Source organism: Lysinibacillus sp. FSL R5-0849, from assembly GCF_038595075.1.
GTDB classification, from domain to species: Bacteria; Bacillota; Bacilli; order Bacillales_A; family Planococcaceae; genus Lysinibacillus; species Lysinibacillus fusiformis.
Genome location: NZ_CP152004.1, coordinates 285,657 through 311,347, shown reverse-complemented (window position 1 = coordinate 311,347; position 25,691 = coordinate 285,657). Strand labels below are relative to the sequence as shown.

Sequence of the window (25,691 nt, the reverse complement as noted above, 5' to 3'; positions counted from 1 at the left end):
ATCAAATTTTTTTATGATCATTCACTTTCTTGTCGTTTTTAGAACCCTTTTTTGAAATATAACAATGAAAGGAGTTATCTCTAATTTAATGAGATAACTCCTTTCAAAGCTTTATTTATTTTGAACAGACAGCCAAAAGAAATTTGTTACTTCTTTTGCTGTTACATCTACTGAACCTAACAAAGTTTTTCCATCGCCATCTTTAAAATACCCTACTGTCATCAATGCCATAAAGTTATGAGCAAAAAACTTGGCATTCCCTTTTCGAATCGTGCCCTTCTCCATCTCCATTTGCATAGCCTGCTCAATCGTTTGATACATTTCATTTTCGGATGCTTGTACTTGTCTCAACTGAGATTCCGATAAATTGATGGAGGCCTCCCGCATAAAATTATTCATATCAATATCAATAGTTGCTGATAAATGAACTTCAACGAGCTGTTCAAGACGTTCTTTAAATGGTTTTTGTTGCTCCAAAATTTGTAGAATGGATAGCCTGATGCGATCCATCATAGCAATGAGTGCCGATGTATACAATTCGCCTTTAGTTGGGTAGTAGTAATAGATAGTCGCCTTTGTTACGTTACAAGCTTTCGCTACATCATCCATCGAAATATTTTTGTAGCCTTCTTTAATAAAAAGTTTTGTAGCCGTCTCAAGGACTAGATCTTTTGTCGGTTTCGCATTTTCATCATGGCGAGGTCTTCCAAGCATACGCGGTGACTGTTTCAACAAGTTCACCTCCTTTATAAATAAGCAGTCTTTTTACTCATATTATAACATATCAGTATTTCTAGATTGATTAATTAACCTTCTAGTATATATAATTAAATCACTTACATGAAATGGAGGTCTTCTCATGAAAAAACATCCACTTGAGCAATGGGGCTCAATGGTTGCAAGTAAAAAAGGGCGCTTATTAGCACTAGCCTTTTGGGTATTATTAGTCATTGTATTGTCTTTTGCTTGGCCACAAATTAATAGCATCGAAAGTGAGTCAGGCAAAAACCTACCTGACACGGAAATGTCTGAACAGGCCGCGGCAATGATTGCCGAACAATTCCCTAATGATGCCGGTACACCATTATTATTAGTTTGGTACCGAGACAGCGGTCTAACGACTGAAGACTATTCGGCTATACAAAGTATATACAGTGAGCTTCAAGCTAAACCATTAGCTCATCAAACGATGGTTCCACCATTTGATAAAATGCCACCGCAGGCTCTATCAGCCGCTGCTTCAGAAAATGGCACAACCATTGTTACACCTGTGTTTTTTGAAAAAGGTGTCGCTACAGATGCCCTACAAGGTAGTTTAGATAAACTTACAAAAGTAATGGAGAGTAACAAAGTTCAATTAGATAAGAAACTTTCGAATGACATGCTTCATGTACGTTATTCAGGGCCAGTTGGAATCGCTACTGATGCTGTTAGTTTATTCTCCCAAGCAGATGTGAAGCTATTAATTGCAACCGTATTGCTTGTTTTAGTATTACTTATTATCATATATCGTTCGCCATTACTGGCTATTATTCCTTTACTAGTTGTAGGTCTTGCCTATGGAGTGATCAGCCCAACATTAGGCTTCTTTGCGGATCAAGGATGGATTGATAAAGATTCGCAGGCTGTCTCTATTATGACGGTATTGCTTTTTGGCGCAGGTACGGATTATTGTTTATTCCTGATTTCTAAATACCGAGAAGTTCTCTTCCATGTTGAGGATAAAACTGTCGCAATGAAACTCGCTGTGAAAGAATCAGGTGGTGCTATTTTAATGAGTGCCCTGACGGTGGTCATTGGCCTAGCTACCCTTAGTCTTGCTCATTACGGCGCATTCCAACGCTTTGCAGTACCATTCAGCTTTGGTGTACTTGTAATGGGAATTGCAGCTCTCGTTGTCCTCCCTGCTATTCTTGTTATCATTGGTCGTGTAGCCTTCTTTCCATTTGTTCCACGTACAGAAGAAATGGCACTTAGCAAAGGGAAGAAACAACATAAGCCGTCACATAAGATTAGTCATAAAATCGGACATTTCGTTACGCATAAGCCATGGATAGTTATTACTGTAACTGTTATTTTACTTGGTGGATTAGCGGCATTCGTTCCACGTATTCAATATACGTTTGATCTACTTTCATCCTTCCCAAAAGACATGCCGTCAAGAGAAGGCTTCACTTTAATAGAAGAGAATTTTTCGCCTGGAGAATTAGCACCTGTACAATTAGTGATTGATACAGAGGAAAATGAAATTAATTTACAGCAACAGCTTTCAACAATTTCTTATATTGATAGCGTGGCAGATGTGCAAATAGGTGAAAAAAATAACGCTATTCAGTTATATGAGCTATCTTTAAATGCCAACCCCTATGCAAAGGAATCATTGGCTCATATTCCTGAGTTAAAGGCAGAAGTTGTCGAAATGCTGGAGCAAAGTGGGCTTAAAAATGCTGATAAGCATGTTTGGATCGGTGGAGAAACTGCTAGTCAGTATGATACCCAACAAATAACTAAGCGTGATGAAACGGTTATTATGCCAACTATGATTGCTTTAATAGCATTATTATTATTTGTTTATTTACGTTCCATTACGGCCACTGTTTATTTATTAGCAACCGTGATCATCTCTTACTTTGGAGCATTAGGGGCAGGTTGGCTGATTTTACATCATATCATGGGGGCAGAAGCCATTTCTGGAGCTATCCCGTTGTATGCATTCGTGTTCTTAGTAGCGCTCGGCGAAGATTATAATATCTTTATGATTTCAGAGATTTGGAAAAAACGTAAAACAACGGATCATTTAACAGCTGTAGAAGAAGGAGTTGTCCGTACGGGAAGTGTCATAACATCCGCTGGTCTCATTTTAGCAGGGACTTTCGCTGTTCTGGCAACATTACCAATTCAAGTACTTGTTCAATTCGGTGTCGTCACTGCAATCGGTGTCCTTCTGGATACATTCATTGTTCGACCATTGCTTGTACCAGCCATTACAACGGTTCTAGGCAAATACGCCTTTTGGCCAGGAAAACTATTCAAAAAAGAAGTCTAGCCTATTTTAAATAACACGGTCATTAGCAACTCTACTTGCTAATATCCGTGTTATTTTTTGTATGAATACTAGAAAGAGCTGCTACAAATCTTTTCTGGCCCTATTGCTTTGCCTTTGGATACTACAGTGGATGTAACTGAATTACTTGGAGCTAGTAATCTTTCTCCCATGTTTAGTTTTTTGATCCTGCTGTATCAACACTCCATTTGTGACAGAGCAATAAAAACGAAGACGATGCTAAGAAATCGTCTTCGTTCTACTTTATTTTTCTTTTAGCAACTTTTTTATGCAGTCCTTGAATAACCGTTCGTGTCTCATCTAAATAATCAATTGTCTGATTATAGGCACTGGTCACTACTCCCATAAATAAAATATCAATGACAAGAAGCTGGGCAAGACGAGAGGAAGTGGCACCGCTTCTAAAGGTCGCTTCGACATTCGGTGACACATATAAACAAATATCGGCTAAACTCGATACTAATGAATTACCGTAACGCGTTAAACTTATGGTAGTAGCAGGAGTTTGGCCCGCTATTTCAAGGATTTTGGCCACTTCGTGCGTTTCCCCAGAGAAGGATATCCCGACTACCACATCCCCCTCCTGTGCATTGACGACCGCTGTAGCTCCTAAATGTAAATCCATGAATACTTTACTATGCTTATTAATTCTTAAAAACTTTTGATCTGCGTCCATAGCAGTAATTCCAGAAGCACCTACGCCAAAAAATATAATTCTTCTAGCCTTTGCTAAAGCTGATACAGCACGTTCTAATTCAGCCTTATCTATTAAATTAGCCGTTTGTGTCAAAATTTCACTACTTTGCAAGGTCACCTTCTCTACAATTGATTGTAACGGCTCATTTGCCTCTATATCTCTGTCGTCGGTGTTATTACGCTGTAAATCACCAGCAATACGCAATTTTAATTCCTGAACGCCGCTGACATGCAGAGATTTGCATAATCGTATAACAGCTGCACTGCTTGTCTGACTTGCCTCTCCCAACTCTACAGCGGTCATTTTAATCGCCTGAGTGGGATGCTCTAAAATAAAGCTCGCCACCTTTTTCTCGGAAGGGGGCAGCTTCTCACGCATTTCTGATAGCATAATTAAACCGGCATTTATTTTTTCCATACGTCCATCCCCACCTCTAGTATGTAGCCTTCAGGGAAAAGTGAATGGAGCAGTTCCATCCACCTCTTTCTTCAAAGCTTACGTAATTCTACTGCTCTACGGACATGCCCTTCGGATTGGGCGAGTAATGCTGTCGCTTCTTCTAACACTGTATTTGTTAGTAACATGACAATAGCCAGTTTTACTTGATAATTGGTTTGCTCTAAAACTTGCTCAGCTTGAATATACGATACTCCTGTCACTTCACAAACAATTTGCTTGGCACGTTCTCGCAATTTAAAATTACTAGCATGAACATCCACCATTAAATTTTTATAGACTTTACCAAGCTTGACCATAGTTGCGGTTGTAATCATATTGAGTATTTGTTTATGGGCGGTTGCAGCCTTTAGTCTAGTGGAACCAGTTAGAATTTCTGGACCAGTAATAACCTCAATAGCTATATCTACATTTTCGCTAATGGTGGAACGAGCGTTACTGACCAAGCTAATCGTTTTGGCTCCCATTTGCTGAGCATAATTTAAAGCTCCTTTGACAAAAGGCGTTCTACCACTTGCCGCAATACCAATGACTATATCTAGATTTGTTAAGCGTTGGTTCTCCAATTCTTGCCGACCTAAAGATAAATCATCTTCTGCCCCTTCTATGGCGATCATTACTGCCTCTGAGCCACCCGCTAATATGGCTTGCACTAGTTTAGGCGAAGTACTAAATGTGGGTGGACATTCAACAGCATCTAACAGCCCTATTCTCCCACTTGTCCCTGCCCCTACATAAAACAATCTACCGCCATTTTTTAGCGCATGTACAACAGCCATAATAGCCTGTTCTATTTCAGGTAATACTTTGGCAATAGCCTGTGGAATTTTTTGATCCTCTTCATGCATTAGCCTTACAATTTCAGCAATGGACATTAAATCCAAATTGGTTGTGTCTGGATGATAATCCTCAGTCGTCAGTTTTGTCATTCGCTCCATCGAAATCAAATCACTCCATTCGATTTTTTTACACTCATCCAAGTTTCCTTTACTGTTTGTTGTAAAGCCTTTGTCATTGGAATTCCTTCACTAAAGAGCCCATTTATAAAAGCACCAATAGCAGGTGGTACTTCAGGCTGAATAATTTGATTATCAATAGTAGATTGTTGCAATTTTGCTTGAAAGCATTGAACAAAGTATTGATTTTCGAATAATCCTCCACAAGTAACAATTGGAAATTTTTTCACCTGTGGTTCTTTTCTATACATCATTTGGAGAAGTTGAACTAAATGGGTAACTGCACGGTCAACAATCCTCTTCGCTATCTCATTATTTTGGGTAGCTAAAAGTAATACCGTCCTAGCAATAGAGGAAATACATATGCGTGGCTGCGAATGCTCATAAATTAGTGTAATAATTTCCGTAGGATCTGTTAGTGCTAGATGCTCTAAAATGGCTTTAGAAAAGGCATCTTCATTTAAACCATAAGCATCATATTGACGAGTAATGGTACGCAATGCCTCTTGTCCAATATAGTAGCCACTTCCTTCATCTCCCAATAGATAACCCCATCCCCCCATACGACTAATTGAATTTTGTTGAACCGCATAAACAATTGAGCCCGTTCCCGCTATAACTACTAACCCTTCCTGTGTAAACGTCCCACTAGTAAGTGCCGCGACTGCATCATTGGTGACAGTAACTTTACAGGAAGTAGAAGGGAACATAGGAGCTATCCACGCCTTCCAGCGTTTTATATCCTCCTGACGATCCCCTCCTGCTACGCATAAGAAAATCGTTGAAACATCGTATTTTGTAGCGCTTATTTTTTGCACTAGACTCTCCAGTAAATGTTCAATATGTTGCCTTACCTCATGGGCTGGAGTTGATTTTATATTCGTACCGTGTCCATCCATAAAGGCGAGAATATTTCCTTCTTTTGTACCGATTATGGCACGGGTTTTCGTTCCACCACCATCGACTCCAATAATATATTGCTTATTTAATGGCACCTGCCGTCAGCCCCTCCATAAATTGCTTTGAAGCAATAAAGAATAATAGAATCATTGGTAATGATGCTAATGTCAGTCCAGCAAATAGTGAGCCCCAATCAGCCGAATGCTCCCCAAACAGCGACATCATTCCGACCGGGATTGTCCGTTTCATCTTTTCCGTAATAAAAATAAGCGGGAAGAAAAAATCATTCCATGCTGCGATAAAATTGATAATCACGACTGTTCCTAGTGCAGGTCGCATTAATGGCAAAACAACATACCAAAGGACCCTTAGATTACCTGCTCCATCCATACGGGCAGCCTCTTCCAATTCAGACGGCATCGTTTTAAAAAAGCCTGTTAGTATGAGTATGGATAAAGGTATACCTGTCGCTGTATTCATTAAAATTAAAGACCATAAAGAATTAATTAGTCCTAAATCACGCATTAAAATGAAAAGAGGGACAATCCCCAATTTTATTGGGATCATCATGCCTAATAAGAAAATGAAGAATAAGGCATGATTCCAAGAAAATTTAAAGCGTGCAATATAAAAGGATGCCAATGAACAAACAACAACAATCAGTACAACAGATACAACACTGACAAATAGGCTATTCAAAAAATATGTGGTAAATGGAATTTTAGACAATAATGTGCGGTAAGTATCTAAGCTAAAGCTAGATGGAAAGCCTAATGGATCCTTATAAATGTCCACACTTTTCTTAAAGGAGGACAAGATCATTAACAATATAGGATATAAGCTGATTGTCGCCACTGTAAACACAACAAGATAATAGAATGGTCGAAACCAAATGGCCCCTTGCTTCATATACTTCCCCCTTACATTTGGACGTCTTTTTTATTGGCCAAGCGTAAAAATAGCGTTGTACAAATTAATATAAATAGGAACAGTACTGTCGCTAGCGCAGACCCTAAGCCAATAGCTGTCGCACCAGAAGCTGTAGAACTACCAAATGCTAAGCGATAGAAAAACACGGCTAATGTATCTGTAGAATAATAAGGCTCTCCCATCGAACCTTGCATGGCATAAACAAGTTCAAATGCCTCAAAGGATTGAATAAATGTTAAAATGCCCATGATCATTATCGATGGCACCATTAAAGGTAAATAAATCGTACGTAATAAGGTGAAGCCCTTTGCACCGTCTAGTCTTGCAGCCTCAATTAATTCATTGGGGATGCCCTGAAACCCAGCTAAAAAAATTAAGACGCCAAATCCTAGTCCAAACCAACAATTGACTAAAATAATTGCAATCAAAGCTGTTCCAGGATCACCGAGCCAAGCCTTTTGTAACGTCTCTAAACCTAATTTCTCTAAAAGGACATTTAAGGTTCCGAAATTGGGGTTTAAAATAAGCTTCCATAAAAAACCTACGACAATTACAGATAAGACTCGCGGGAGAAAAAAGGCTGCCTTGAAAAACTCAGCACCTTTAATTTTTTGGTAGATAATAAATGCTAAAAAGAAAGCTACACCATTCATGACCACCATTTGCATAATAAAATAAAGAACATTATGTTTGAAGGCATTCCAAAACATGGAGCCATAAGGTTCTGTTGTGAAAAGCGTCACAAAGTTTTGGAAGCCAATAAAGTCCCCTCGTGCCATCCCTTTCCATTCAAAAAAACTATAGGATAAGGCCGCTAGAATTGGATAAAGCACAAACATTCCATAAATTATAATTGCAGGGATAGGGAAAAGGTGGATAGACCACCCTGCCCATGATTTTCTTTTTGATAACGGTGAAGCTGTAGGTTCTCTCATGATGAACAGCCCCCTTTAAATTTTTGAAAAAGGAAGATTCCTTGTAGGAGCATTATTTATTTTTGAAATGGCGTATACCAAGTTTTAGCATTGTCTTGTACTTTTGCAGCGACCTCTTCAGGCGTTACCTGACCTAGATACATACCTTGTAATTCACTTTCAAGTAAACTTTTTGTTGTTGGGTCCCCACCTGTAAAATTAGTCACCCACATGTATGGTATCGCTTCATTTGCAGTGGATTTACTAATCTCATTTAATAGGGCATCGTCAGAGGTAATATCAGGTATAGCACTGATCATGGAAAACTCCTTCACAAACAACTCACCAAATTCCTTTGTTGTTAAAAACTCTAAAAATACTTTGGCGGCCTCTATATTTTTCGAATTTGCATTAATAGCAAATGAGCCATCCACCCAAGTCGTCACTGTTTTCTGACCCCCTTTAGATGGAATAGGAAAATACCCTAACTCTAAATCTGGATTCATTTCTAATACAACAGGAATTTCCCAGCTACCTAACGGGAACATAGCAGCGTCCTCTAATGCAAACAAAGTACGAATATCATCCATTCCTAAGCCTTCTGAATTTGCAGGAAAATACTTCTTTAAGTCATTCATTACTTGTATCGATTCTATAAATTGAGCATCTGTAAAATCCTTTTCTCCAGCGAGCACTGCTTGGTAGAAATCATTCCCTTCGTAAATCGCTGGTCCAACAATCCCGTGCAGTAATGACAATAGCCACCCTTCCTTAGTACCCATTGCTATCGGGGTAATGCCCTTTTCAAGCAATTGATCATTTAATGCTATAAACTCCTCCCAAGTAGTCGGTATTTCGAGGTTATTATCCTTGAAGATTTTTTTATTATAGAAAAATTGCGTGGAGCTCAAATTGATCGGTACCCCATATTGATTTCCATCTTCATCACGTGAAGCTAGTAATGCCTCTTCAGGAAACGAAGCTAAACCGTTTAAGCCATTTATTTTCTCTACATATCCTGCTTCAGCAAGCTTTAATCCTGCTGCATAAGGTCGTAAGTGGAAAATATCTGGGCCTTCCCCAGCCTGTAGTGCTGTATTGAGAACAGTGTTATACTCTGTATTTTTAGTCGGATTAAAGGAAATGTGTATTTCGGGATGTTGTTCATTAAATAAAGCAATCACTTTTTCATATTTTGCCACATCTTCAGTACGCCAACTTCCTATCGTGAGAGAAATCTCTTCCGTTTTCTCCCCTTCTTCCTTATCAGGTGTTGTTGAAACCGTTGTTTTCTCTTTTGAGGTACACCCCACTAAAGCTACAACGATTAATAATGGAAACAGCCATAACCATTTACTCTTTTGTTTCATATCAACTAATCCACCCTTCATATAAGTAATTTTTCATAGATCAACGTATGAAGCTTTTCCCGAATACTTCTCATATTTGTATTCCTTCCATAATGAACTGCATTCGTCAGGAAAATAACAAAGGCCTTTTCAACAGGGTCCATCCAAATACTTGTGCCTGTAAAGCCTGAATGACCAAATGACCCCTTACTCCACCTCCTAGCAAAACAAGATGATGAGTAGTCTCCGTTCCATACTTCAAAACCAAGCCCCCTATTCCGAAATGTCTTCGTATGAGCAAGTTCTAGCCACTCATATGGAAGAACATCTTGTTGTGTAAAACCTAACCATATTTCTGCAAACTTCGCTAAATCTTCCGCACATGAAAATAGACCAGCACTACCAGCCACACCTTCCAACAGCAGGGACTTTTCATCATGGACAATTCCTTGAACAAATTTTCCATCCACCATTTCTGTGGATGCCGCTAGTGCCTGTTGATGGTCCGGTAATTGAAAGCGAGTATGCTTCATCCCCCAAGGCTTCAATATTTCCTGTTCAACGAATTGGCTAAGTGACCTTCCTGATACTTTTTCAATTACTTTCCCTAATAAAATCATACCTAAATCACTGTAGAGTACTTGCTTGCCTGGCTGAAACACTACTTTACTGGAAAATATCTCTGTCATGATGTCGCGTTGATGATGCCTCTTCACTACTGGCATTAAGTCTGCTGGTAACCCTGAATTATGCTGTAATAAATGTTGAATGGTTATATTGGCATACTTAAAATTCGGTAAATATGTTTGAACTTTATCGTCCACAGTCATTTGCTGTCGACTCAAGAGCAGTAAAGTAGCTGGTAGCGTTGCCACTACTTTTGTTAATGACGCTACATCGAATAATGTATGGCTCAAAATGAGTTGTTTGCTGCCATCCTGCGCTGTAAAAGCCCCGTAACTACGAGACAAAATTCTTTTATGATGTTGTTGAACAATCAATACTGCACCTGGAATTTCCTTTTTCCGCACTAATTCATTTATATAGGCATCTACCAAATGAACACCCCACAATTATAACTATCTAAATTTTCTGTAAATTAGTATTATCATATAAAATAAAATGATAAAAAATTACTCCAATCTTAAAATTTTTTTTCACATAAAAAAACTCCCCATCAAGTAATTTCTTACTTAACAGAGAGTTTTTCCCATCATTTAGTTGGTTTTTTCAAATCCATTGAAGCTGCTGCGCTTTCAACCTTTACGCGTTTTAAGAAGAATGCAAGCACGACTGCAATCACTGTTATACCAGCTGCAATTAAGAATGAGTGTGTAATCCCATCTAATAAAGCAGTTTGCATAATTTGATCTTGCATTTGTTGCATTTGCTCTGCGGTAGGTGCTGCACCTGCTTGTGCCGCATTTGCTTTCGCCTCGACAATTAATTCTTCAGCTTTGGCTTTTGTACGATTATTCATGAATGTAACTAAAATCGCACTACCAATTGCTCCTGATACTTGCTGTAATGTGTTGTTAATAGCTGTACCATGTGGATTCATAATTTGTGGTAATTGGTTTAAACCGTTTGTCATAATAGGCATCATTACCATCGACATACCGAACATACGAATTGTATACATCGATACGATAAATGTATAGCTTGAATCAATTTCTAATTTTGTTAAACCGAATGTAGCGATTGTTGTAATCGTTAATCCGATAATGGCCAATATACGTGGACCAAACTTATCGAAAAGCTTACCAGTAATTGGTGACATAATCCCCATTACAAGCGCTCCTGGAAGCATCATTAAGCCAGCTTCAAATGGTTCAATACCGCGAATAGATTGTACGTAAGCCGGTGTTAAAATCATCCCTGAGAACATTGCCATCGAAACAATAACAGAGATAACAGACCCTAATGCAAACATTGGGTATTTATAAATACGTAATTCCAATAATGGTTGATCCATTTTTAATTGTTTAATGATGAAAATAATTAAGGCAATAAAGCCAATTGAAATTGTGCCATATACCCAAGGACTTGACCAGCCTTTATCTCCTGCTGTACTGAAGCCGTATAAAATACCGCCGAATGCAACTGTTGATAAAAGTACTGATAGGAAATCTAAGTGGACTTCACGTGTCTCCATCACGTTTCTTAATTTCCAAACACCAAATAATAAACTAATAATCGCAAATGGAATAATCATTTGGAAAAGCATACGCCAATCATGGTGCTCAACAATATAACCTGATAATGTCGGTCCAATTGCTGGAGCCATAATCATAACTAAACCAAAGATCCCCATTGCTGCCCCACGCTTCTCTTTCGGGAAGCTAGTTAACATAACATTCATTAACAATGGTGACATACTAGATGCTCCGGCTGCTTGCACCATACGACCTGCTAATAGCATGTCAAAATTAGGAGCGAAGCCTGCCATAATTGTACCAATAGTAAAGATGGACATTGCCGCAATAAATAAATGTCTATTTTTAAAGCGTGTCACAAAAAATGCTGAAGCAGGAACTAAAATACCGCTTACTAGCATATAACCTGTTGCGAGCCATTGTACTTTTGAATATGTGATCCCAAAATCTTTCATGATTGTTGGTAGTGCCACATTCAACAATGTGTTGTTAAGAAAAGCAACAAAAGCACCCACAAATAATATAGCTATCATGCCATAAGGGGGCTTCTTCATTGTCTGCTCACTATTCATTTATATCCCTCAATTCTTTCTTGTGTTTTTCGATAAAACTTATTTTATACTCGTAGTCTACTTTTTTCAACAAATAAGTTTATATTTTTTATAAACGTTGATATATCAGCGTTTTTAGTGTAGAATAAGAGTATAATATTTTAAAAAAGGTGAGGTCATGAACAAAAGAAAAAGACAGATTATTACAGCTGCACGCGCACTTTTTATTGAAAAAGGATTTTTAGATACATCGATTAACGACATTATCCATGATGCTAAAATTTCAAAGGGGACGTTTTACAATCATTTTTCTTCGAAGAACGAATGCTTAATCGCAATTTTAGATGAAGGACGTGAGGAAGCAAGTAATCGTCGACATGAACTTATTTACGGGAAAGATCCTACAGATTTAGAAGTATTAACGCAGCAAGTCGCTGTTCTCATGTACGTCAATCGTGAACATAATTTAATTCAAATTTTTGAATCAATCTTCCATTCAAGAGATAAAGAACTGAAAAAAATTATTATTAACTACCACCTACAGGAATTAGAATGGTTAGCTAATCGACTTGTTCAAGTCTTTGGTGAAGAAATTAGCCCAATAAGCTATGAATGTGCTGTGCAAACACTTGGAATGATTAACCTCACATTGCGCGCAGTTTTTATTGCTGATTATAATAAATATATCAATCGAGAAGCCATTGTACGTGTAGCATTGCGCAATATTAGCGTTATTATACCTACGATGCTTGAATCGAAAGAAATCATCGTTAGCGTTGAAATGATCAATACAATTCAAAATGTAGTGAATTATAAAACCGTTACAAAAGATATGGTCATTGATCAATTACATGGCTTTGCCAAAGGATTAACGAACAATGAAACAGTGGAAGGCTTGGAGTATGCGGAATTCTTATTAGAAGAGCTTCAACGCGAAAATCCAAAGCTCTTTATTATCGAATCACTTCTTACACCTTTCCGTAAAGCATTCGTTGGAACAGAACATGTCGCAGAAGCCCGCGATATCGCTAATAGCCTATGGCGTTATGTAAAAATTGAGCGCCCAGCTGAGCGGTGCAATAAAAATAGACAATAATAAAAGAGGTATCAAAGTGAATTTTGATACCTCTTTTTAATGACATTGAAATTTTAAAATAAATACCGTACCGGCACGATCTGAACGTACACTTATGGTGCCATTGTGGAGATCAATGAGCTGTTTCGTAATGGCTAGTCCTAACCCTGTCCCTGCTGTATCATCTGTAGTGTTAGTTCCACGATAATAACGTTCGAATAGGTTATCGAGCTCTTCCTGAGGAATGCCAGGACCATGGTCAGCAATAGTTAGCATCACTTCTTTACCAGTATGTTGCGCTTCCACCATCACCTTCGTGCCTACAGGTGTATATTTCTTTGCATTGGTTATTAAATTATCCATAATCCGCTTGAGTAAAAGTTCATCTGCTTGCAGCATCACATCACCATAAACCTTTACGCTTACCTGTTCATCTGCAAATTGTGTTAACCATGTTGTCAAAGGCAGTAATACCTTATCCAGCTGTATAGCTTTATTTTTCAACTGATACGTATACGTTAAATCTTGTATAAGCGCATCCATATACGTTGCCTTTTCCTGCATCGTTTGTGCAAAAATACGCATCTCTTCCTTTGTCCACTCATAATCCTCCGAGGCAAGCATTGTGGAATAGCCATAAATAGAACTTAAAGGCGTTTTTAAATCATGCGATAAGCCTGTAATCCACTCCTCACGTAACTGCTCTGATTGCTTAATTTGCCTTTCATTTGAATCAAGCCGCTCAGATAAATGGTTTAGGGACTCCTCTACAGGCTGAAATAATTTAAATTTCCGTTTCAATTTCCCTGTTTTCTTATGATGGATTTTCTTATCACTTATATCACTGTAATCAAATTGGGTAAGTCGCTCAATACGTGATATGACATAAACAAGTGGTCGTACAAATTGTCGCGAAATACTTATCGATAAAAAGATAACGCCCAGTAATAAAATAATATGCCCACCAAAGAAAATAGAAACAAATAAAATCATTGCCTTATTGAAAGGCTCTTCGAACGGTTTATAGGATGGATTCGGCATGCGGACAACAAATGTGGAATCATCCGCTAAGGTCGTGCTTTGCTTAAGTTCCTCATGCTCAAAAATATCGTATTTCTCCTCAACCAGTTGCGGCTTCTTCAGCTCTTCGTAACGCTTTCCTACAATGTCTGTTCGGTTCCATTCCGTATCATAAATTTCAACACTAGCTTTATGTTCCTTTAAACGCTGTAGTGTCACTTCTGAAATCGCTCCTGTGGCTAACCAATTATCAAGAGCCTCCTCAAATAGTGGCTGAACAGGAGAAATAGGTAGAAATAACAAATAATTTTTTGGGAGTTCCCATGTATGCATACCCGGCTGCTTTAATGCAAAAATTTCGCTATCAGGCATTCCACATAGTTCACATCTTTCCCCTGTATAATCTACAATGGTCATCGACTGATCAAATAAGTAAAGTTGTCCTGCATTTTCCTCAGCACGTTTTACTAAATAATCGGCAATTTTAATGGATTCTCCTTTTTCGACGACAGCATCATCCTCAATTTCAAAGGAGCTCATGACATGAATGTTGTCTCCTACACGATCATTAATAAAGATCGCAAAAAATACCAAGCTCATAATAAAGCCTGAAATAATTAATAAATAGAATATGATGAAATAAGATACAAAACGAAGCGTTAATTTCCCTGCTGGCTTCATGGAGAAACATCCCCAACAAGCTTATAGCCAATACCTCTGACCGTTATAATACAGGTAGGCTTTCCAGGATTCTTTTCAATTTTTTCTCGCAGTTTTCGAATATGTACCATTACTGTATTATCATCAAATAAACAATCTCCCCATACACGCTCGTAAATTTGTTCCTTAGATAAAACTTGCCCCGCATTATCACATAAATATTTCAATAAATGAAACAAACGGCCACTAATGATTTCCCTTACGCCATCCACAGTGATTTCTGCAGCATCAATATCGAATGTAAAACGGCTACATGTAAAAAGATGATTTTCTGTGACTTGCTTTTTCTTCATATAACGTGCTAGCTGTACCTTCACCCTTGCAACAAGTTCCAGTGGGTTAAATGGTTTTGTAATATAATCATCTGCACCATTCATAAAACCCCGAAGTTTATCGGCGTCACTGCTTTTAGCTGTTAAATAAAAAATAGGAGCATCGCTTTTTTCCCGAATAATATGAGCCACTTCTAATCCACTACCATCTGGCAGCATAATATCTAAAAGATAAAAATCAAATGTTTTAGCATAAATCTCGGATTTCGCTGCTTCTATCGTGTTACATACTGTAATACTTGTCATTCCTTCTTTTCTTAAAATGATATCAATCATTTCAGCTATCGCGCGTTCATCCTCTAATACTAATATGGATGCTTTCTGCATATCCTCACCTACTTTTAAGATTACTTTAAGGTAGTCATTATTTCACCATAAGCTTCCTCAACTATTCTATGTATAAGATAACCAATTAAGGAGATAAAACGCAATGACAACTAATCGTATTACTTTCATTGATACAATGCGTGGGTTTAGTTTATTTGGCATCTTAATGGCGAATTTGCTGATATTCCAATTTGGGATGTATGGCAAAGATGAATTAAAAAATCTTTCTACCTTAGATAATGGAGCTTTATATTTTGTAAAGATTGTGATTGAAGGCTCCTTTATGCCAATCTTCACTATTTTATTCGGCTTCTCGCTTATTAAATTAATTGAATCCATTCGAAGAAAAAAAAATAAAAGCCGCTTGTCTGTATTACGTCGGGCAACTGGTTTAATTGCCCTCGGTTTACTCCATTCCATTTTTTTATGGGAAGGCGATATTCTTTTTTCTTATGGCTGTATGACTTTATTTTTAATTCCCTTTATTAATCGTAAACCCAAAACTTTGTTTATATGGGCGGGTATTCTATTTGTCCTTACAACGGCTTTAACATACGATTCTATGGAGGCAACTAAAAAGGAACAAAAGGAATTAGATACTTACATTGAACAAGCAAATGATGTCTATGCTAATGGAAGCTACTTAGAAATTTTTGATTTCCGAGCAAATGCAGAAGTACCTGGAATGGAGGACCCTTCCTTCATCTTTATTGTATTAATTTTTGCGCCAATGTTTTATGCTCCCTTATTCCTCTTCGGTATGGCACTCGCTAAAAAGCAAGCCTTTACGAAAATGGACGAGGAAGTAAAGTGGTATAAGCTAGGGGCACTCCTAGTTCCTATAGGACTCGCATGTAAAAGTGTAAGTTTTATAGAAAGTGATTTTTCTTCCATCTTATTGATGGGCGGATCTCAACTATTAGCACTTGGCTATGTCAGCCTTGCAGCTTTACTCTATAAAACACGCCCTGTACAACTCCTTGCTCCTGCATTCGAGAGCGTGGGAAAATTATCTTTAACCAATTATTTACTACAAACTATTATTTGTACAACTGTTTTTTACGGTTATGGTCTCGGATTATATGGCAAGTTAGGTGTCTTTGGCGGTATTTTATTCGGTATCATTGTTTACAGCCTACAATGTGTCCTCAGCCTTGCCTATTTAAAGAAATTTAAACGTGGCCCATTTGAAACAGTCTTACGTGTATGGACGAATTGGTCGTGGACCGGTCAGGTGAAGTAAGACTCCTACAAACTACTATATACGAAAGGAATTATTTCATATGAATAGTGACTCTAAAGAAGACTTTACAGACTCGTGGTGGTTTTTAGGTATTTGTGCGGCTGTAGCAGTAATTTTAACACTATTGCATTTTAATCGATAATATCGGCATTCGTTTTCCTTGCCCCCTACTGTATACTATTACTACAACCATACAGCTTAGGGGGCATTTTCTTGTTAACGCGTATAATGATTACAGGCTATAAGCCACATGAACTTGGTATTTTTAACGATAAACATCCTGGGATTAGTATCATTAAAAAGGCATTGGAAAACCGTCTACGTCTTCTACTTGATGAAGGGCTCGAATGGGTGATTATTAGCGGCCAACAAGGTGTAGAATCTTGGAGTGCTGAAGTTGTATGGACGCTAAAAAAGGAATTTCCTCATTTAAAATATGCAGTTATCACACCCTTTTTAGAACAAGAGAAAAATTGGCAGGACCATAAAAAGGAAAAATATCAAACCATAATTGCCCGAGCAGATTTCGTCACAAGCATTACGAAAAAACCGTACGAAGCTCCTTGGCAATTTATTGAGAAGGATAAATTTATTATTCAAAATACAGATGGTCTATTATTAATTTATGATGAAGAAAATGAAGGCTCTCCAAAATATATCAAACGTCTGGCAGAAAAATTTATGGAGTCTCATGACTATTCACTTTTGACAATCAATGCCTATGATTTACAAATAATAGCAGAGGAAATACAGCAACAAGATTGGTAGATATTAATTGCTATAATTTTCCGACAATTATATACTAGTATTATGAATTAGGTTGTCTGTAGCTAACTTTTTGATCACATTTCGAAAGGAGCTGTCACATTTGAAGAAACAAATCGAAGTAATTTTTGAAGCTTCTCCGATAAATATTGCTCATGATACGTATCGCCGAGAGTGTAGCTATACGCGTGGCATTCATATCGAAGAACAAGAATTTCTAGCCATTTTAAGGACTATGAGTAGGGATTCCCGCTTATATTTTGATTTTCATAACCCTCGTAAGGAGATTAAAAAAGGAACATATTTAAATGGACACTCCGGTTTAGCCTACAATATTTTTGAGTACTATAAAGAAAACTTTAATATTGAAATTACTGAAATAATCAATGGTAAAGATTTTTATGTAAAGATCATATAAAAACAACCCCCTTTAAAGTTTCACCTTTAAAGGGGGTTCTTCTATCTTATAGGTCTGCTACTTGAGCACCTAACTCTTTATTATTATACATTTCTGTATCCAATTCTTTCGTAACACGTGCTGTTGTAACACCAGCTGTCATTGAACCACTTACATTTAAAGCTGTACGTCCCATATCAATTAAAGGCTCAACTGAGATTAATACACCTGCAAGGGCAACTGGTAAATCAAGAGCTGATAATACAAGGATCGCTGCAAATGTTGCACCACCACCAACACCTGCTACACCAAATGAGCTAACTGCTACTACTGCAATAACTGTAATAATGAACACAGGATCAAGTGGATTAATACCGACTGTAGGTGCGATCATAATTGCTAGCATGGCAGGATATACACCAGCACAGCCATTTTGACCAATTGATAAACCAAATGAACCTGAGAAATTGGCGATACCTTCAGATACCCCAAGACGACCTGTTTGCGTTTTAATATTCATCGGTAAAGTACCCGCACTTGAACGTGAAGTAAAGGCGAATAATAATGTTTCCGCAGACTTTTTCACATACGTAATTGGGTTTAATCCGCTTAATGTCAAGATTAACAAGTGTACTAAAAATACAATTATTAAAGCTGCATAAGAGGCAATCACAAACTTACCTAAATTATAGATGGCACCGAAATCAGATGTTGCGACAGTACGAGCCATAATAGCTAAAATTCCGTACGGTGTTAAACGTAAAATAATTGTTACAACACCCATGACAAGGGCATAAATAGCATCTAACCCTTTTTTAATTGTTGCTGCTGTTCCTTCATCTTTACGTGCTACACGTAAATAAGCAAAGCCAAGGAATGCTGAGAAAATTACGACAGCAATTGTTGAAGTTGAACGAGCTCCTGTTAAATCCAAGAATGGATTGGCTGGGAATAACTCAACAATTTGTGTTGGTAAATCAGGTGCTGCTAAGCCAGTCGTTTTTTCCTCAAGGTATTGGCCACGTGCTGTCTCCGCTTCACCTTGTAAAATGTGTGTTGCATCTAAATCAAATACTGTTGCAGAAAGAATACCTACTGCTGCCGAAACAGCTGTCGTACCAATTAAAATAGCTAAAATAAGAGCAGCCATTTTCCCAAAATTTTTACCAATTTTCATTTTTGTAAAGGCAATGAGAATAGATATAAATACTAATGGCATCGCTACCATTTGTAATAATTTAACATACCCAGTACCTATAATATTGTACCAAGATGTTGTTTTAGCTAAAACTTCAGAATCAATACCGTAGATAAAATGAAGTCCAAGACCAAGCAAAATCCCTAAACCTAGACCTGCAAAAACACGATTCGAAAACTTGACGTGTTTTTTATTCATCACATATAAAATTCCAACGAACACAAGCAGAACTGCTACGTTAAGAATGATTTGTAAATTCGACAATGGAATGCCTCCTAAGGTGTTTTATAATAATGTAATCGAATTATATACCTATAATCCCTATAATTCAAGTATGTTTTATTAAGATTAATAATTTCATAAAATAAAAACGATTTGTCGCTATTCATTATGCCCTCAAAACGTAAAACGATCATTTTAAAGAGACTTCTTTAAAATATTTTAGTCTCCCATGCTTCAATTGGTGACAACATCATCACTTTAATGGGTTACGATCCCTGTGATTACAAAATTAATACCCCAAAATCCCCCAACATTAACAAAAACCTACATCGTTTAATGAACGAAGTAGGTTTCTTGTGTATTAATCAAATAACAGCTTCCAGTAATTTTTTTACACTGTTTTTTCACGTGTGTCACCGCATTAGATAATTGTTCTACGGAGCCAAAATATTGAAATTTATTCGTAATAACTGCAACGGATAAAGTAGTGCATGTTAATGGCTCCAGTTTTCCAATTCTATTGGCTACCTGCACATATTCAAGATCCTCTAATTCATAAAAACTCAAAATATTAGCATCAAAATCATCAATAATTCTTTGGCAAATCGAAGCAGCATCATAATAGGGCAAAATCGCTACAAAGTCATCGCCACCAATATGCCCTAAAAAATCATCTACCTCACATATATGTCTTTTAAGTATATCTGTTAAATATAGTAGGATTTTATCGCCTTTATTAAAGCCATAGGTGTCATTATAGGATTTAAAATGATCTAAATCGAAATATATTAAACTATATTGTGGAAGTTTTAAGGCTTCCTCAAGCTTTTCATTGATTAATTTATTACCTGGTAAACTACTTAGTGGATTCAAAAAGCTAGCAATGGCCACCTGTGTATCGACGAGCTTTAACAGAAGCTCCCTTATACTAACCATTCCATAATATAGGTCTTTTTTAGTGACAATCACATCATCATATAAATCCTCCGGAGGTCTAGACATTGCTTGAGTACTAACCTCAGTAATCGGTATATTCCGATCTACAATTAAAGGATTCTCTTTAATGATTAATTGATTTTGCCGTCCCATAAATAAATGATAGCCATATTGAGTACCTATTTTTTGATAGAAATGTGTACGTGTAATATGCCCAATAGGTTTTTCATCACGAACTACCACAACACTACGTAATGAAGGATTACTCGTAAAAAGTACATCTACTTCTTTATTTTTCACATATTCATCAATACATGGAACCTTTTCAATGACTTCCCCAATCTTCATGGTCACCCACCCTTATTTTTCCTAAATGTATTTCCTTTGCGGGCTTTCCTATCGCATAACCTTGCGCATAGTGAATACCGATACGATGTAGATACTCAAGCTCTTCCTGTCTCTCAATTCCCTCAGCAATAATTTTAGTTTTGGCCTGCTCGGCATATTTCATTAGCAATGTAACAAGCTGCTGCTGCTCACTAATCTGATCAATACTTTGAATTAATGAACGGTCTAGTTTAATAAATTCTGGCTTTAAATAAATAAGTGTTTTCAAGTGTTTTCAAGCTATTGTAGCCTGAGCCAACATCGTCTACCGCAATACGATAGCCCTGCGATCTATAATGTGATAATACACGTTCAAACTCAACAAAATCTATAACAGCACTACGCTCCGTTAATTCAAAAACTACTTGTTGTGGCTTAATGCCGAGTTCCTTTAATAATTGTAGCGTTTCCCCACTATGATATTTTTTATCTAATAATACATTCGGATGTATATTAAGAAATACTAAAAGGTTTTTATCCACCAAATCATTGGGCATACGTTCCTTGAAACGTTGTAAAGAAAGATTTCTACAAAAACATTCAAATAAAAATACACAATCTGTTTGTCCAACAAACTCATAAAACTGGTCGACACTTGTAAACAATTCAGAGGGTGCTGGACGGTTTAAAGCTTCAAATCCAATTGTTTGCGCTGTCTGTAAATCCACAATAGGTTGAAAGTATGTATGTAAAGAACCTTGTTGAATAATTTGCTTTAATGCTTTTAAACGTTTTATATATAACGTATTTTGTTGATGTTGCCTGTATAAATATTTTAATAAAGAAAAAACATTATTCGTTTTTATATTTTGTTCCACAGCTGACTCCATGCTTGCACCTCTTCAATTGGTTATTATGGTTCATTGTACGCTTTGATTGTAAATAGACTGTGAATCGCATGTAAAAAGAGCAAGCGCTAGCACTAGATTTCAGGATATCTCTTTCCGAGTAGTAAGCTTTTATTCATATCTATTACATAGTTCTTATTTCACAATATTCATTCTATTGCAAATTATTTATTTGATATAAACTATCGTTAGTGTATGATTGTAATAATAGGATTATCTTACCTATTATAATTATTTGTGATTGACGATATTGGTCTTTATGGGGAAACCTATTTAGATAATAAAACTATTCAAGGGAGGATCTAGTTAATGAGCTTGTCTATTCAACAATTATTGGAGAACAAAGGAATTACACCGAAACCTGAACACCTTGAACGATTAAAAGTACGCTGGGAAGGTATGCAGTCACTACGTAACCACCTAGAAGGTATTGTGATTGATGACGCGGATATCGCTGTACGTAGCATTCCTGGAGGTGATCACATTGACAACTGATTTACATTTAAAATCTGTTGAAGAGCTGGCACCTTTACTACAATCGAAGGCTTTATCACCTGTGGAACTTACGAAGGCTATTCTAGACTTTGCTGAGGAAAGCCAGCCTAAAATTAATGCCTATATGGCCTTTTATCGAGAAGAAGCATTGTCTCAAGCAAATGAAATAGAAAAAGAGATTCTCCAAGGGCAATATAAAGGAATGTATCACGGAATTCCGATGGCCCTAAAGGATAACTTATATTTTAAAGATAAAATTACAACGATGTCCTCCAAAATTCATAAGGACTTCGTTTCAGATTATGATGCAACAGTAGTAGAGAAACTTCGTGACGCTGGTGTTATTTTCACTGGAAAATTAAGCATGCATGAATATGCTTGGGGAATTACTAATAATAACCCTCATTACGGACCCGTTCGCAACCCTTGGGATTTAGATAAGATTCCAGGTGGTTCTAGTGGTGGCTCTGGTGCCGCTGTTGCGGCAGGCGCAAGTGTCGCCTCACTAGGAACGGATACAGCAGGCTCGATTCGAATCCCTTCTTCTGCCTGTGGTATCGTTGGCTTAAAGCCTACGCATGGTCGTGTAAGTAAATATGGCTGTTACCCACTTGCTTGGAGCTTAGACCATATCGGCCCAATGACAAAGACAGTAAAGGATGCAGCAGGCTTGCTGGAAGTCATTTCTGGTTTTGATCATCGAGACCCTACTTGCATAGATGTACCTACTGACAATTACGTGCAGCAACTTTCAGGTAATAGTAAGGATTTAGTCATCGGCATTAATGAGGACTACTTCTTTAAAGACGTAGATGCTGACATAGAAAAGGCTGTTCGAGCGAGCATTCAAAGTTTAGTAGATCAAGGTGCTAAAGTGGAAGTAGTGCGAATTCCATCCTTACAATATGCAGAATGGGCAGAGCTTGTAACATCCCTTTCAGAGGCAGCAGCTATACACCATTCTGATTTACAAAAGAGACCTCAAGATTTCGGAGACGATATCCGGTTATTATTTGAGCTAGGGGAACTGCCTTCTGCAGTTGATTACTTACAGGCACAGCAAGTACGTCGTCAAATTAAGCAGGAGTTTAACGAAATTTTTAATCAAGTAGATGTGCTTATTACCCCTACTCTACCTGTGGTGGCAAATACCATTGGTGATGATTTCGCTGAGCTAAATGGCAAAAAAGTAGATTTAATTGATAATATTATTCGTTTTACAGGTCCAAGTAATTTAACAGGCTTACCTGCCCTTTCCGTTCCTTGCGGCTTTAAAGGAAATTTACCAATAGGTCTTCAAATTATTGGTCCTGCCTTTAAAGAAGGTCGAATTTTAAATGTTGGGTATGCTATCGAACAAACAAACCCATTAAGAAATAGAAAGCCTAATATTTTTTCTACTATTTAATCGATAAATAACGTTGAAAAATCTGCTCACCAGGAGCAGATTTTTTTATTGTATGTATAATCTTTTCAAACTAATGGTTTTTTATTAAGACGTACTTTTATAATAGAAGATAATAGCTTACTACAAGAAAGGCAATGATCCATTCATGAATGTAGAGAACTTTTTACAATTACCCATTACAAAAGAATTTACCGTTATTGCTGGTCACAGCGGTTTGCATAAAGCTGTTCACAACGTAGAAATACTCGACTTTGAATTCTCCCCAGATATACATCATGTGCGAGATACAATATTCACTCCTAACAGTGTTGTGTTAAGTAGCTTATTATTTGCAAAGCAAAAGCCTGAGTATTTATTAAATGCCGTCAAAAGCTTGATCGAGCTTGGAGCAAGTGCCTTAGCCTATAAGCCTGTTATTTATAAAGATTTACCTAAAGAGGTTTTAACTTATGCGGAAGAACGTAATTTTCCTATCCTTCGATTTGGTGGAGATGAGTTTTTTGAAAAAATCATTTTAGAAACGATGGCTTATGCTAAAACACAGGATTACTCGTTCTTTTTAGAAACAATTGTACGAAGATTAATGGAGGAGGATCTTGCAGAGGAGCAGCTGAAGTCGATATTACAGCAAATTGATAGACCCTTTGACAAGTATGTATTTGTCGCTAATCTACGGGGAAGGGGTTTATCTCAAAGTGATTGGCAACAGAACTTTTTATCAATGGAGCCTTTATTAAAATCTGGTTTACTTTGTTCCTATAAGCAAAGTCATTTTATAATTATCACTCACCCATCTCAGCAGTTTCAGGCTGAGAGGTTTATACATGAATGGCTAACATTAAGTGCTATCCCTACCGAAGCATTCACCTTTGGCTATAGCAATTGGTACGACACACAAACAGGCATCTCTACTGCTTTACGAGAAGCCTTTTTTGCTAGTGTTTTTGCTGAAATTGATAAGGTACTAAGCTGCCATTATAAGTCCCTTGCATCAGATCGTTTATTAATAGAGCTGTATCGTAAAAATCCTACATTTGCGATGGATTATGTTACTTCCTTTTTAGCGCCTTTACTCGATGATAAGGCAGATCCAGATTTATTGGAAACGGCCAAAACCTATATTACAAAAAAAGGAAACATTAAAGAAGTAGCTGTTGACCATTATTGTCATCCCAATACCGTCCGCTATCGTATGGCAAAAATCCGTCAGTTAGTAGTACCTATAGATAATGACTATGTATTTTATGAGCGTCTAGCTGCAGCCGTTAAATTGTACTTATTACATAGCAAATTGAGTGATGAATAATCGCTTTGGAATAAGTACAAAAAAACGCCTGAATATTTAGAAATAAAATCAAATTATTTTCTTCTCTCTTATGCTATCCTAATTGAAGTTAGGAGGAAGAATTTCATGAAAACTTACATAGCGGATGGCATGCTACTCGTTACAGCCATTGTTTGGGGCAGTGGGTTTGTTATAACAGCCATTGCCTTAGAATATTTAACGGCTTATCAAGTTATGGCTGGTAGATTTTTATTAGCTTCAATTATATTAACTGTTTTATTTGGTTCCCGATTAAAAAAAGCGTCAAAATCGGTCATATGGAAAGGTGCTTTATTAGGTACCATATTGTATATAGCATTTGCTCTTCAAACGGTTGGACTTCAATATACAACACCATCGAAAAATGCCTTTTTAACCGCAGTTAATGTCGTTATTGTTCCGTTAATCGCCTATGCGGTTTATAAGCGTCGTATTGATGGGTATGAAATTATTGGGTCCTTAATAGCCATTATTGGAATTGGCTTTTTATCGTTACAAGGTTCATTGACGATGAATATTGGTGATGCCCTTTCGTTAGCTTGTGCCGTTGCTTTTGCCTTTGATATATTTTGTACAAATCTTTTTGTTCAAAAGGAAGATGCCATTGCACTAACTATCATTCAATTTCTTACCGCTTCCTTTATAGGTATTCTTGTGGTCATTAGCCAAGGAGAAATCCCTACGTCACTAGAAAAAGAAGCTATTTATTCGATTATTTACTTAGGAATTTTTTCAACAACGATTGCTTACCTTTTTCAAAATGTGGCGAATCAATATACAACTGCTACAAAGGCTGCGATTATTCTATCAACGGAATCTTTTTTCGGCATGATCTTATCGGTTATCTTCCTGCACGAAATTTTAACGAGCCGTATGGTTGTAGGAGCTGTTCTTATATTACTCGCCATACTCATTGCAGAGGTCAAACCAGCACATCCTAAAAAGAAGCTTATGAAAACACTCGACAATCAAACGCCAAAATAGTTTCAGTCTCTTACTGGAGCTATTTTTTTATGCGACA

The 25,691-nt window shown here is 37.2% G+C and carries 24 protein-coding genes; 9 read left to right on the top strand and 15 right to left on the bottom strand.

Annotated features, from left to right (window positions below; all coding sequences use genetic code 11):
• Positions 1–111: 111 nt before the first annotated feature.
• Positions 112–741 carry a TetR/AcrR family transcriptional regulator gene (locus tag MKY80_RS01500; protein WP_237068896.1) on the bottom strand — a complete coding sequence of 210 codons (630 nt, stop codon included), beginning with the start codon at positions 739–741 and terminating at the stop codon, positions 112–114.
• 118 nt (positions 742–859) lie between these two features.
• On the opposite strand from MKY80_RS01500, the gene MKY80_RS01495 reads away from it, so the two are divergent.
• The gene (locus MKY80_RS01495; protein ID WP_089987079.1) at positions 860–3,046 is read left to right on the top strand and encodes an MMPL family transporter; all 2,187 of its coding nucleotides are present in this window, start codon (positions 860–862) and stop codon (positions 3,044–3,046) included.
• A 256-nt stretch (positions 3,047–3,302) separates the two neighbouring features.
• Here the strand turns inward: MKY80_RS01495 and MKY80_RS01490 are convergent, their stop codons facing one another.
• The 8 genes from MKY80_RS01490 to MKY80_RS01455 form a co-directional block, all read right to left on the bottom strand.
• Positions 3,303–4,178, bottom strand: coding sequence for a MurR/RpiR family transcriptional regulator (locus MKY80_RS01490; protein WP_089987078.1), 876 nt, complete (start codon positions 4,176–4,178; stop codon positions 3,303–3,305).
• 71 nt (positions 4,179–4,249) lie between these two features.
• Positions 4,250–5,155 carry an N-acetylmuramic acid 6-phosphate etherase gene (gene murQ / locus MKY80_RS01485; RefSeq protein WP_089987077.1) on the bottom strand — a complete coding sequence of 302 codons (906 nt, stop codon included), beginning with the start codon at positions 5,153–5,155 and terminating at the stop codon, positions 4,250–4,252.
• Between the two features lie 5 nt (positions 5,156–5,160).
• Positions 5,161–6,168 carry a BadF/BadG/BcrA/BcrD ATPase family protein gene (locus MKY80_RS01480; protein WP_089987076.1) on the bottom strand — a complete coding sequence of 336 codons (1,008 nt, stop codon included), beginning with the start codon at positions 6,166–6,168 and terminating at the stop codon, positions 5,161–5,163.
• Entirely contained in the window at positions 6,155–6,982 is an 828-nt protein-coding gene (locus MKY80_RS01475; RefSeq protein ID WP_008179553.1) for a carbohydrate ABC transporter permease, read from the bottom strand. The genes MKY80_RS01480 and MKY80_RS01475 overlap by 14 nt, the downstream gene beginning before the upstream one ends.
• 11 nt (positions 6,983–6,993) lie before the next feature.
• The gene (locus tag MKY80_RS01470; RefSeq protein ID WP_008179555.1) at positions 6,994–7,938 is read right to left on the bottom strand and encodes a sugar ABC transporter permease; all 945 of its coding nucleotides are present in this window, start codon (positions 7,936–7,938) and stop codon (positions 6,994–6,996) included.
• Positions 7,939–7,994: 56 nt separating this feature from the next.
• A complete protein-coding gene (locus MKY80_RS01465) occupies positions 7,995–9,308 on the bottom strand; it encodes an extracellular solute-binding protein (RefSeq protein WP_008179556.1) in 1,314 nt (437 codons plus the stop codon).
• Positions 9,305–10,324 carry a serine hydrolase domain-containing protein gene (locus MKY80_RS01460; protein ID WP_090002381.1) on the bottom strand — a complete coding sequence of 340 codons (1,020 nt, stop codon included), beginning with the start codon at positions 10,322–10,324 and terminating at the stop codon, positions 9,305–9,307. Before MKY80_RS01460 ends, MKY80_RS01465 begins: the two co-directional genes overlap by 4 nt.
• A 155-nt stretch (positions 10,325–10,479) precedes the next feature.
• Positions 10,480–11,994 carry a DHA2 family efflux MFS transporter permease subunit gene (locus tag MKY80_RS01455; protein ID WP_008179562.1) on the bottom strand — a complete coding sequence of 505 codons (1,515 nt, stop codon included), beginning with the start codon at positions 11,992–11,994 and terminating at the stop codon, positions 10,480–10,482.
• A gap of 157 nt (positions 11,995–12,151) precedes the next feature.
• Between MKY80_RS01455 and MKY80_RS01450 the strand changes: the two genes are divergently transcribed.
• Positions 12,152–13,069: a TetR/AcrR family transcriptional regulator gene (locus tag MKY80_RS01450; protein WP_008179565.1), complete on the top strand. Its 918-nt coding sequence runs from the start codon at positions 12,152–12,154 to the stop codon at positions 13,067–13,069.
• Between the two features lie 36 nt (positions 13,070–13,105).
• On the opposite strand, the gene MKY80_RS01445 is transcribed toward MKY80_RS01450, so the two are convergent.
• Together MKY80_RS01445 and MKY80_RS01440 are read right to left on the bottom strand one after the other, a co-directional pair.
• Positions 13,106–14,749: a HAMP domain-containing sensor histidine kinase gene (locus tag MKY80_RS01445; protein WP_089987073.1), complete on the bottom strand. Its 1,644-nt coding sequence runs from the start codon at positions 14,747–14,749 to the stop codon at positions 13,106–13,108.
• A complete protein-coding gene (locus tag MKY80_RS01440) occupies positions 14,746–15,447 on the bottom strand; it encodes a response regulator transcription factor (protein ID WP_008179568.1) in 702 nt (233 codons plus the stop codon). The genes MKY80_RS01445 and MKY80_RS01440 overlap by 4 nt, the downstream gene beginning before the upstream one ends.
• A 103-nt stretch (positions 15,448–15,550) precedes the next feature.
• On the opposite strand from MKY80_RS01440, the gene MKY80_RS01435 reads away from it, so the two are divergent.
• The 3 genes from MKY80_RS01435 (at position 15,551) to MKY80_RS01425 (ending at position 17,873) form a co-directional block, all read left to right on the top strand.
• Entirely contained in the window at positions 15,551–16,690 is a 1,140-nt protein-coding gene (locus MKY80_RS01435) for a DUF418 domain-containing protein (protein ID WP_342531623.1), read from the top strand.
• A gap of 213 nt (positions 16,691–16,903) precedes the next feature.
• Positions 16,904–17,458 carry a DUF1273 domain-containing protein gene (locus MKY80_RS01430; RefSeq protein ID WP_089987071.1) on the top strand — a complete coding sequence of 185 codons (555 nt, stop codon included), beginning with the start codon at positions 16,904–16,906 and terminating at the stop codon, positions 17,456–17,458.
• A gap of 100 nt (positions 17,459–17,558) precedes the next feature.
• Complete coding sequence (locus tag MKY80_RS01425; RefSeq protein WP_036222931.1) at positions 17,559–17,873, top strand: hypothetical protein; 315 nt, start codon at positions 17,559–17,561, stop codon at positions 17,871–17,873.
• 46 nt (positions 17,874–17,919) lie between these two features.
• Here MKY80_RS01425 and MKY80_RS01420 read toward each other — a convergent pair whose 3' ends face one another.
• From MKY80_RS01420 to MKY80_RS01405, 4 genes are all read right to left on the bottom strand, one after another.
• Positions 17,920–19,314 carry an L-cystine transporter gene (locus MKY80_RS01420; protein WP_008179575.1) on the bottom strand — a complete coding sequence of 465 codons (1,395 nt, stop codon included), beginning with the start codon at positions 19,312–19,314 and terminating at the stop codon, positions 17,920–17,922.
• A gap of 291 nt (positions 19,315–19,605) precedes the next feature.
• Positions 19,606–20,556 (bottom strand): GGDEF domain-containing protein, encoded by a 951-nt coding sequence (locus tag MKY80_RS01415; protein WP_008179576.1) that lies wholly within the window; start codon positions 20,554–20,556, stop codon positions 19,606–19,608.
• A complete protein-coding gene (locus MKY80_RS01410; protein ID WP_342531617.1) occupies positions 20,534–20,824 on the bottom strand; it encodes an EAL domain-containing protein in 291 nt (96 codons plus the stop codon). The genes MKY80_RS01415 and MKY80_RS01410 overlap by 23 nt, the downstream gene beginning before the upstream one ends.
• On the bottom strand, positions 20,787–21,425 hold the full coding sequence (locus MKY80_RS01405; RefSeq protein ID WP_342531615.1) for an EAL domain-containing protein: 639 nt from the start codon (positions 21,423–21,425) through the stop codon (positions 20,787–20,789). The genes MKY80_RS01410 and MKY80_RS01405 overlap by 38 nt, the downstream gene beginning before the upstream one ends.
• Before the next feature lie 327 nt (positions 21,426–21,752).
• Here MKY80_RS01405 and MKY80_RS01400 point away from each other — a divergent pair, with 327 nt between their 5' ends.
• From MKY80_RS01400 to MKY80_RS01385, 4 genes are all read left to right on the top strand, one after another.
• Positions 21,753–21,938, top strand: a complete 186-nt coding sequence (locus MKY80_RS01400) for a hypothetical protein (protein WP_342531613.1) — start codon at positions 21,753–21,755, stop codon at positions 21,936–21,938.
• A complete protein-coding gene (locus MKY80_RS01395) occupies positions 21,928–23,346 on the top strand; it encodes an amidase (protein ID WP_089987069.1) in 1,419 nt (472 codons plus the stop codon). Before MKY80_RS01400 ends, MKY80_RS01395 begins: the two co-directional genes overlap by 11 nt.
• A gap of 145 nt (positions 23,347–23,491) precedes the next feature.
• Positions 23,492–24,652 (top strand): PucR family transcriptional regulator, encoded by a 1,161-nt coding sequence (locus tag MKY80_RS01390; protein WP_008179585.1) that lies wholly within the window; start codon positions 23,492–23,494, stop codon positions 24,650–24,652.
• Positions 24,653–24,757: 105 nt separating this feature from the next.
• Complete coding sequence (locus tag MKY80_RS01385) at positions 24,758–25,654, top strand: DMT family transporter (RefSeq protein WP_008179586.1); 897 nt, start codon at positions 24,758–24,760, stop codon at positions 25,652–25,654.
• Positions 25,655–25,691 lie beyond the last annotated feature (37 nt).

What these genes read in the sequence shown, in the direction of transcription:
- MKY80_RS01495 (WP_089987079.1), top strand. Translation starts at nt 860, where the DNA reads ATGAAAAAACATCCACTTGAGCAATGGGGCTCAATGGTTGCAAGTAAA.
- MKY80_RS01490 (WP_089987078.1), bottom strand. Translation starts at nt 4,178, where the DNA reads ATGGAAAAAATAAATGCCGGTTTAATTATGCTATCAGAAATGCGTGAG.
- murQ (WP_089987077.1), bottom strand. Translation starts at nt 5,155, where the DNA reads ATGGAGCGAATGACAAAACTGACGACTGAGGATTATCATCCAGACACA.
- MKY80_RS01475 (WP_008179553.1), bottom strand. Translation starts at nt 6,982, where the DNA reads ATGAAGCAAGGGGCCATTTGGTTTCGACCATTCTATTATCTTGTTGTG.
- MKY80_RS01470 (WP_008179555.1), bottom strand. Translation starts at nt 7,938, where the DNA reads ATGAGAGAACCTACAGCTTCACCGTTATCAAAAAGAAAATCATGGGCA.
- MKY80_RS01465 (WP_008179556.1), bottom strand. Translation starts at nt 9,308, where the DNA reads ATGAAGGGTGGATTAGTTGATATGAAACAAAAGAGTAAATGGTTATGG.
- MKY80_RS01455 (WP_008179562.1), bottom strand. Translation starts at nt 11,994, where the DNA reads ATGAATAGTGAGCAGACAATGAAGAAGCCCCCTTATGGCATGATAGCT.
- MKY80_RS01450 (WP_008179565.1), top strand. Translation starts at nt 12,152, where the DNA reads ATGAACAAAAGAAAAAGACAGATTATTACAGCTGCACGCGCACTTTTT.
- MKY80_RS01445 (WP_089987073.1), bottom strand. Translation starts at nt 14,749, where the DNA reads ATGAAGCCAGCAGGGAAATTAACGCTTCGTTTTGTATCTTATTTCATC.
- MKY80_RS01440 (WP_008179568.1), bottom strand. Translation starts at nt 15,447, where the DNA reads ATGCAGAAAGCATCCATATTAGTATTAGAGGATGAACGCGCGATAGCT.
- MKY80_RS01435 (WP_342531623.1), top strand. Translation starts at nt 15,551, where the DNA reads ATGACAACTAATCGTATTACTTTCATTGATACAATGCGTGGGTTTAGT.
- MKY80_RS01415 (WP_008179576.1), bottom strand. Translation starts at nt 20,556, where the DNA reads ATGAAGATTGGGGAAGTCATTGAAAAGGTTCCATGTATTGATGAATAT.
- MKY80_RS01405 (WP_342531615.1), bottom strand. Translation starts at nt 21,425, where the DNA reads ATGGAGTCAGCTGTGGAACAAAATATAAAAACGAATAATGTTTTTTCT.
- MKY80_RS01400 (WP_342531613.1), top strand. Translation starts at nt 21,753, where the DNA reads ATGAGCTTGTCTATTCAACAATTATTGGAGAACAAAGGAATTACACCG.
- MKY80_RS01390 (WP_008179585.1), top strand. Translation starts at nt 23,492, where the DNA reads ATGAATGTAGAGAACTTTTTACAATTACCCATTACAAAAGAATTTACC.
- MKY80_RS01385 (WP_008179586.1), top strand. Translation starts at nt 24,758, where the DNA reads ATGAAAACTTACATAGCGGATGGCATGCTACTCGTTACAGCCATTGTT.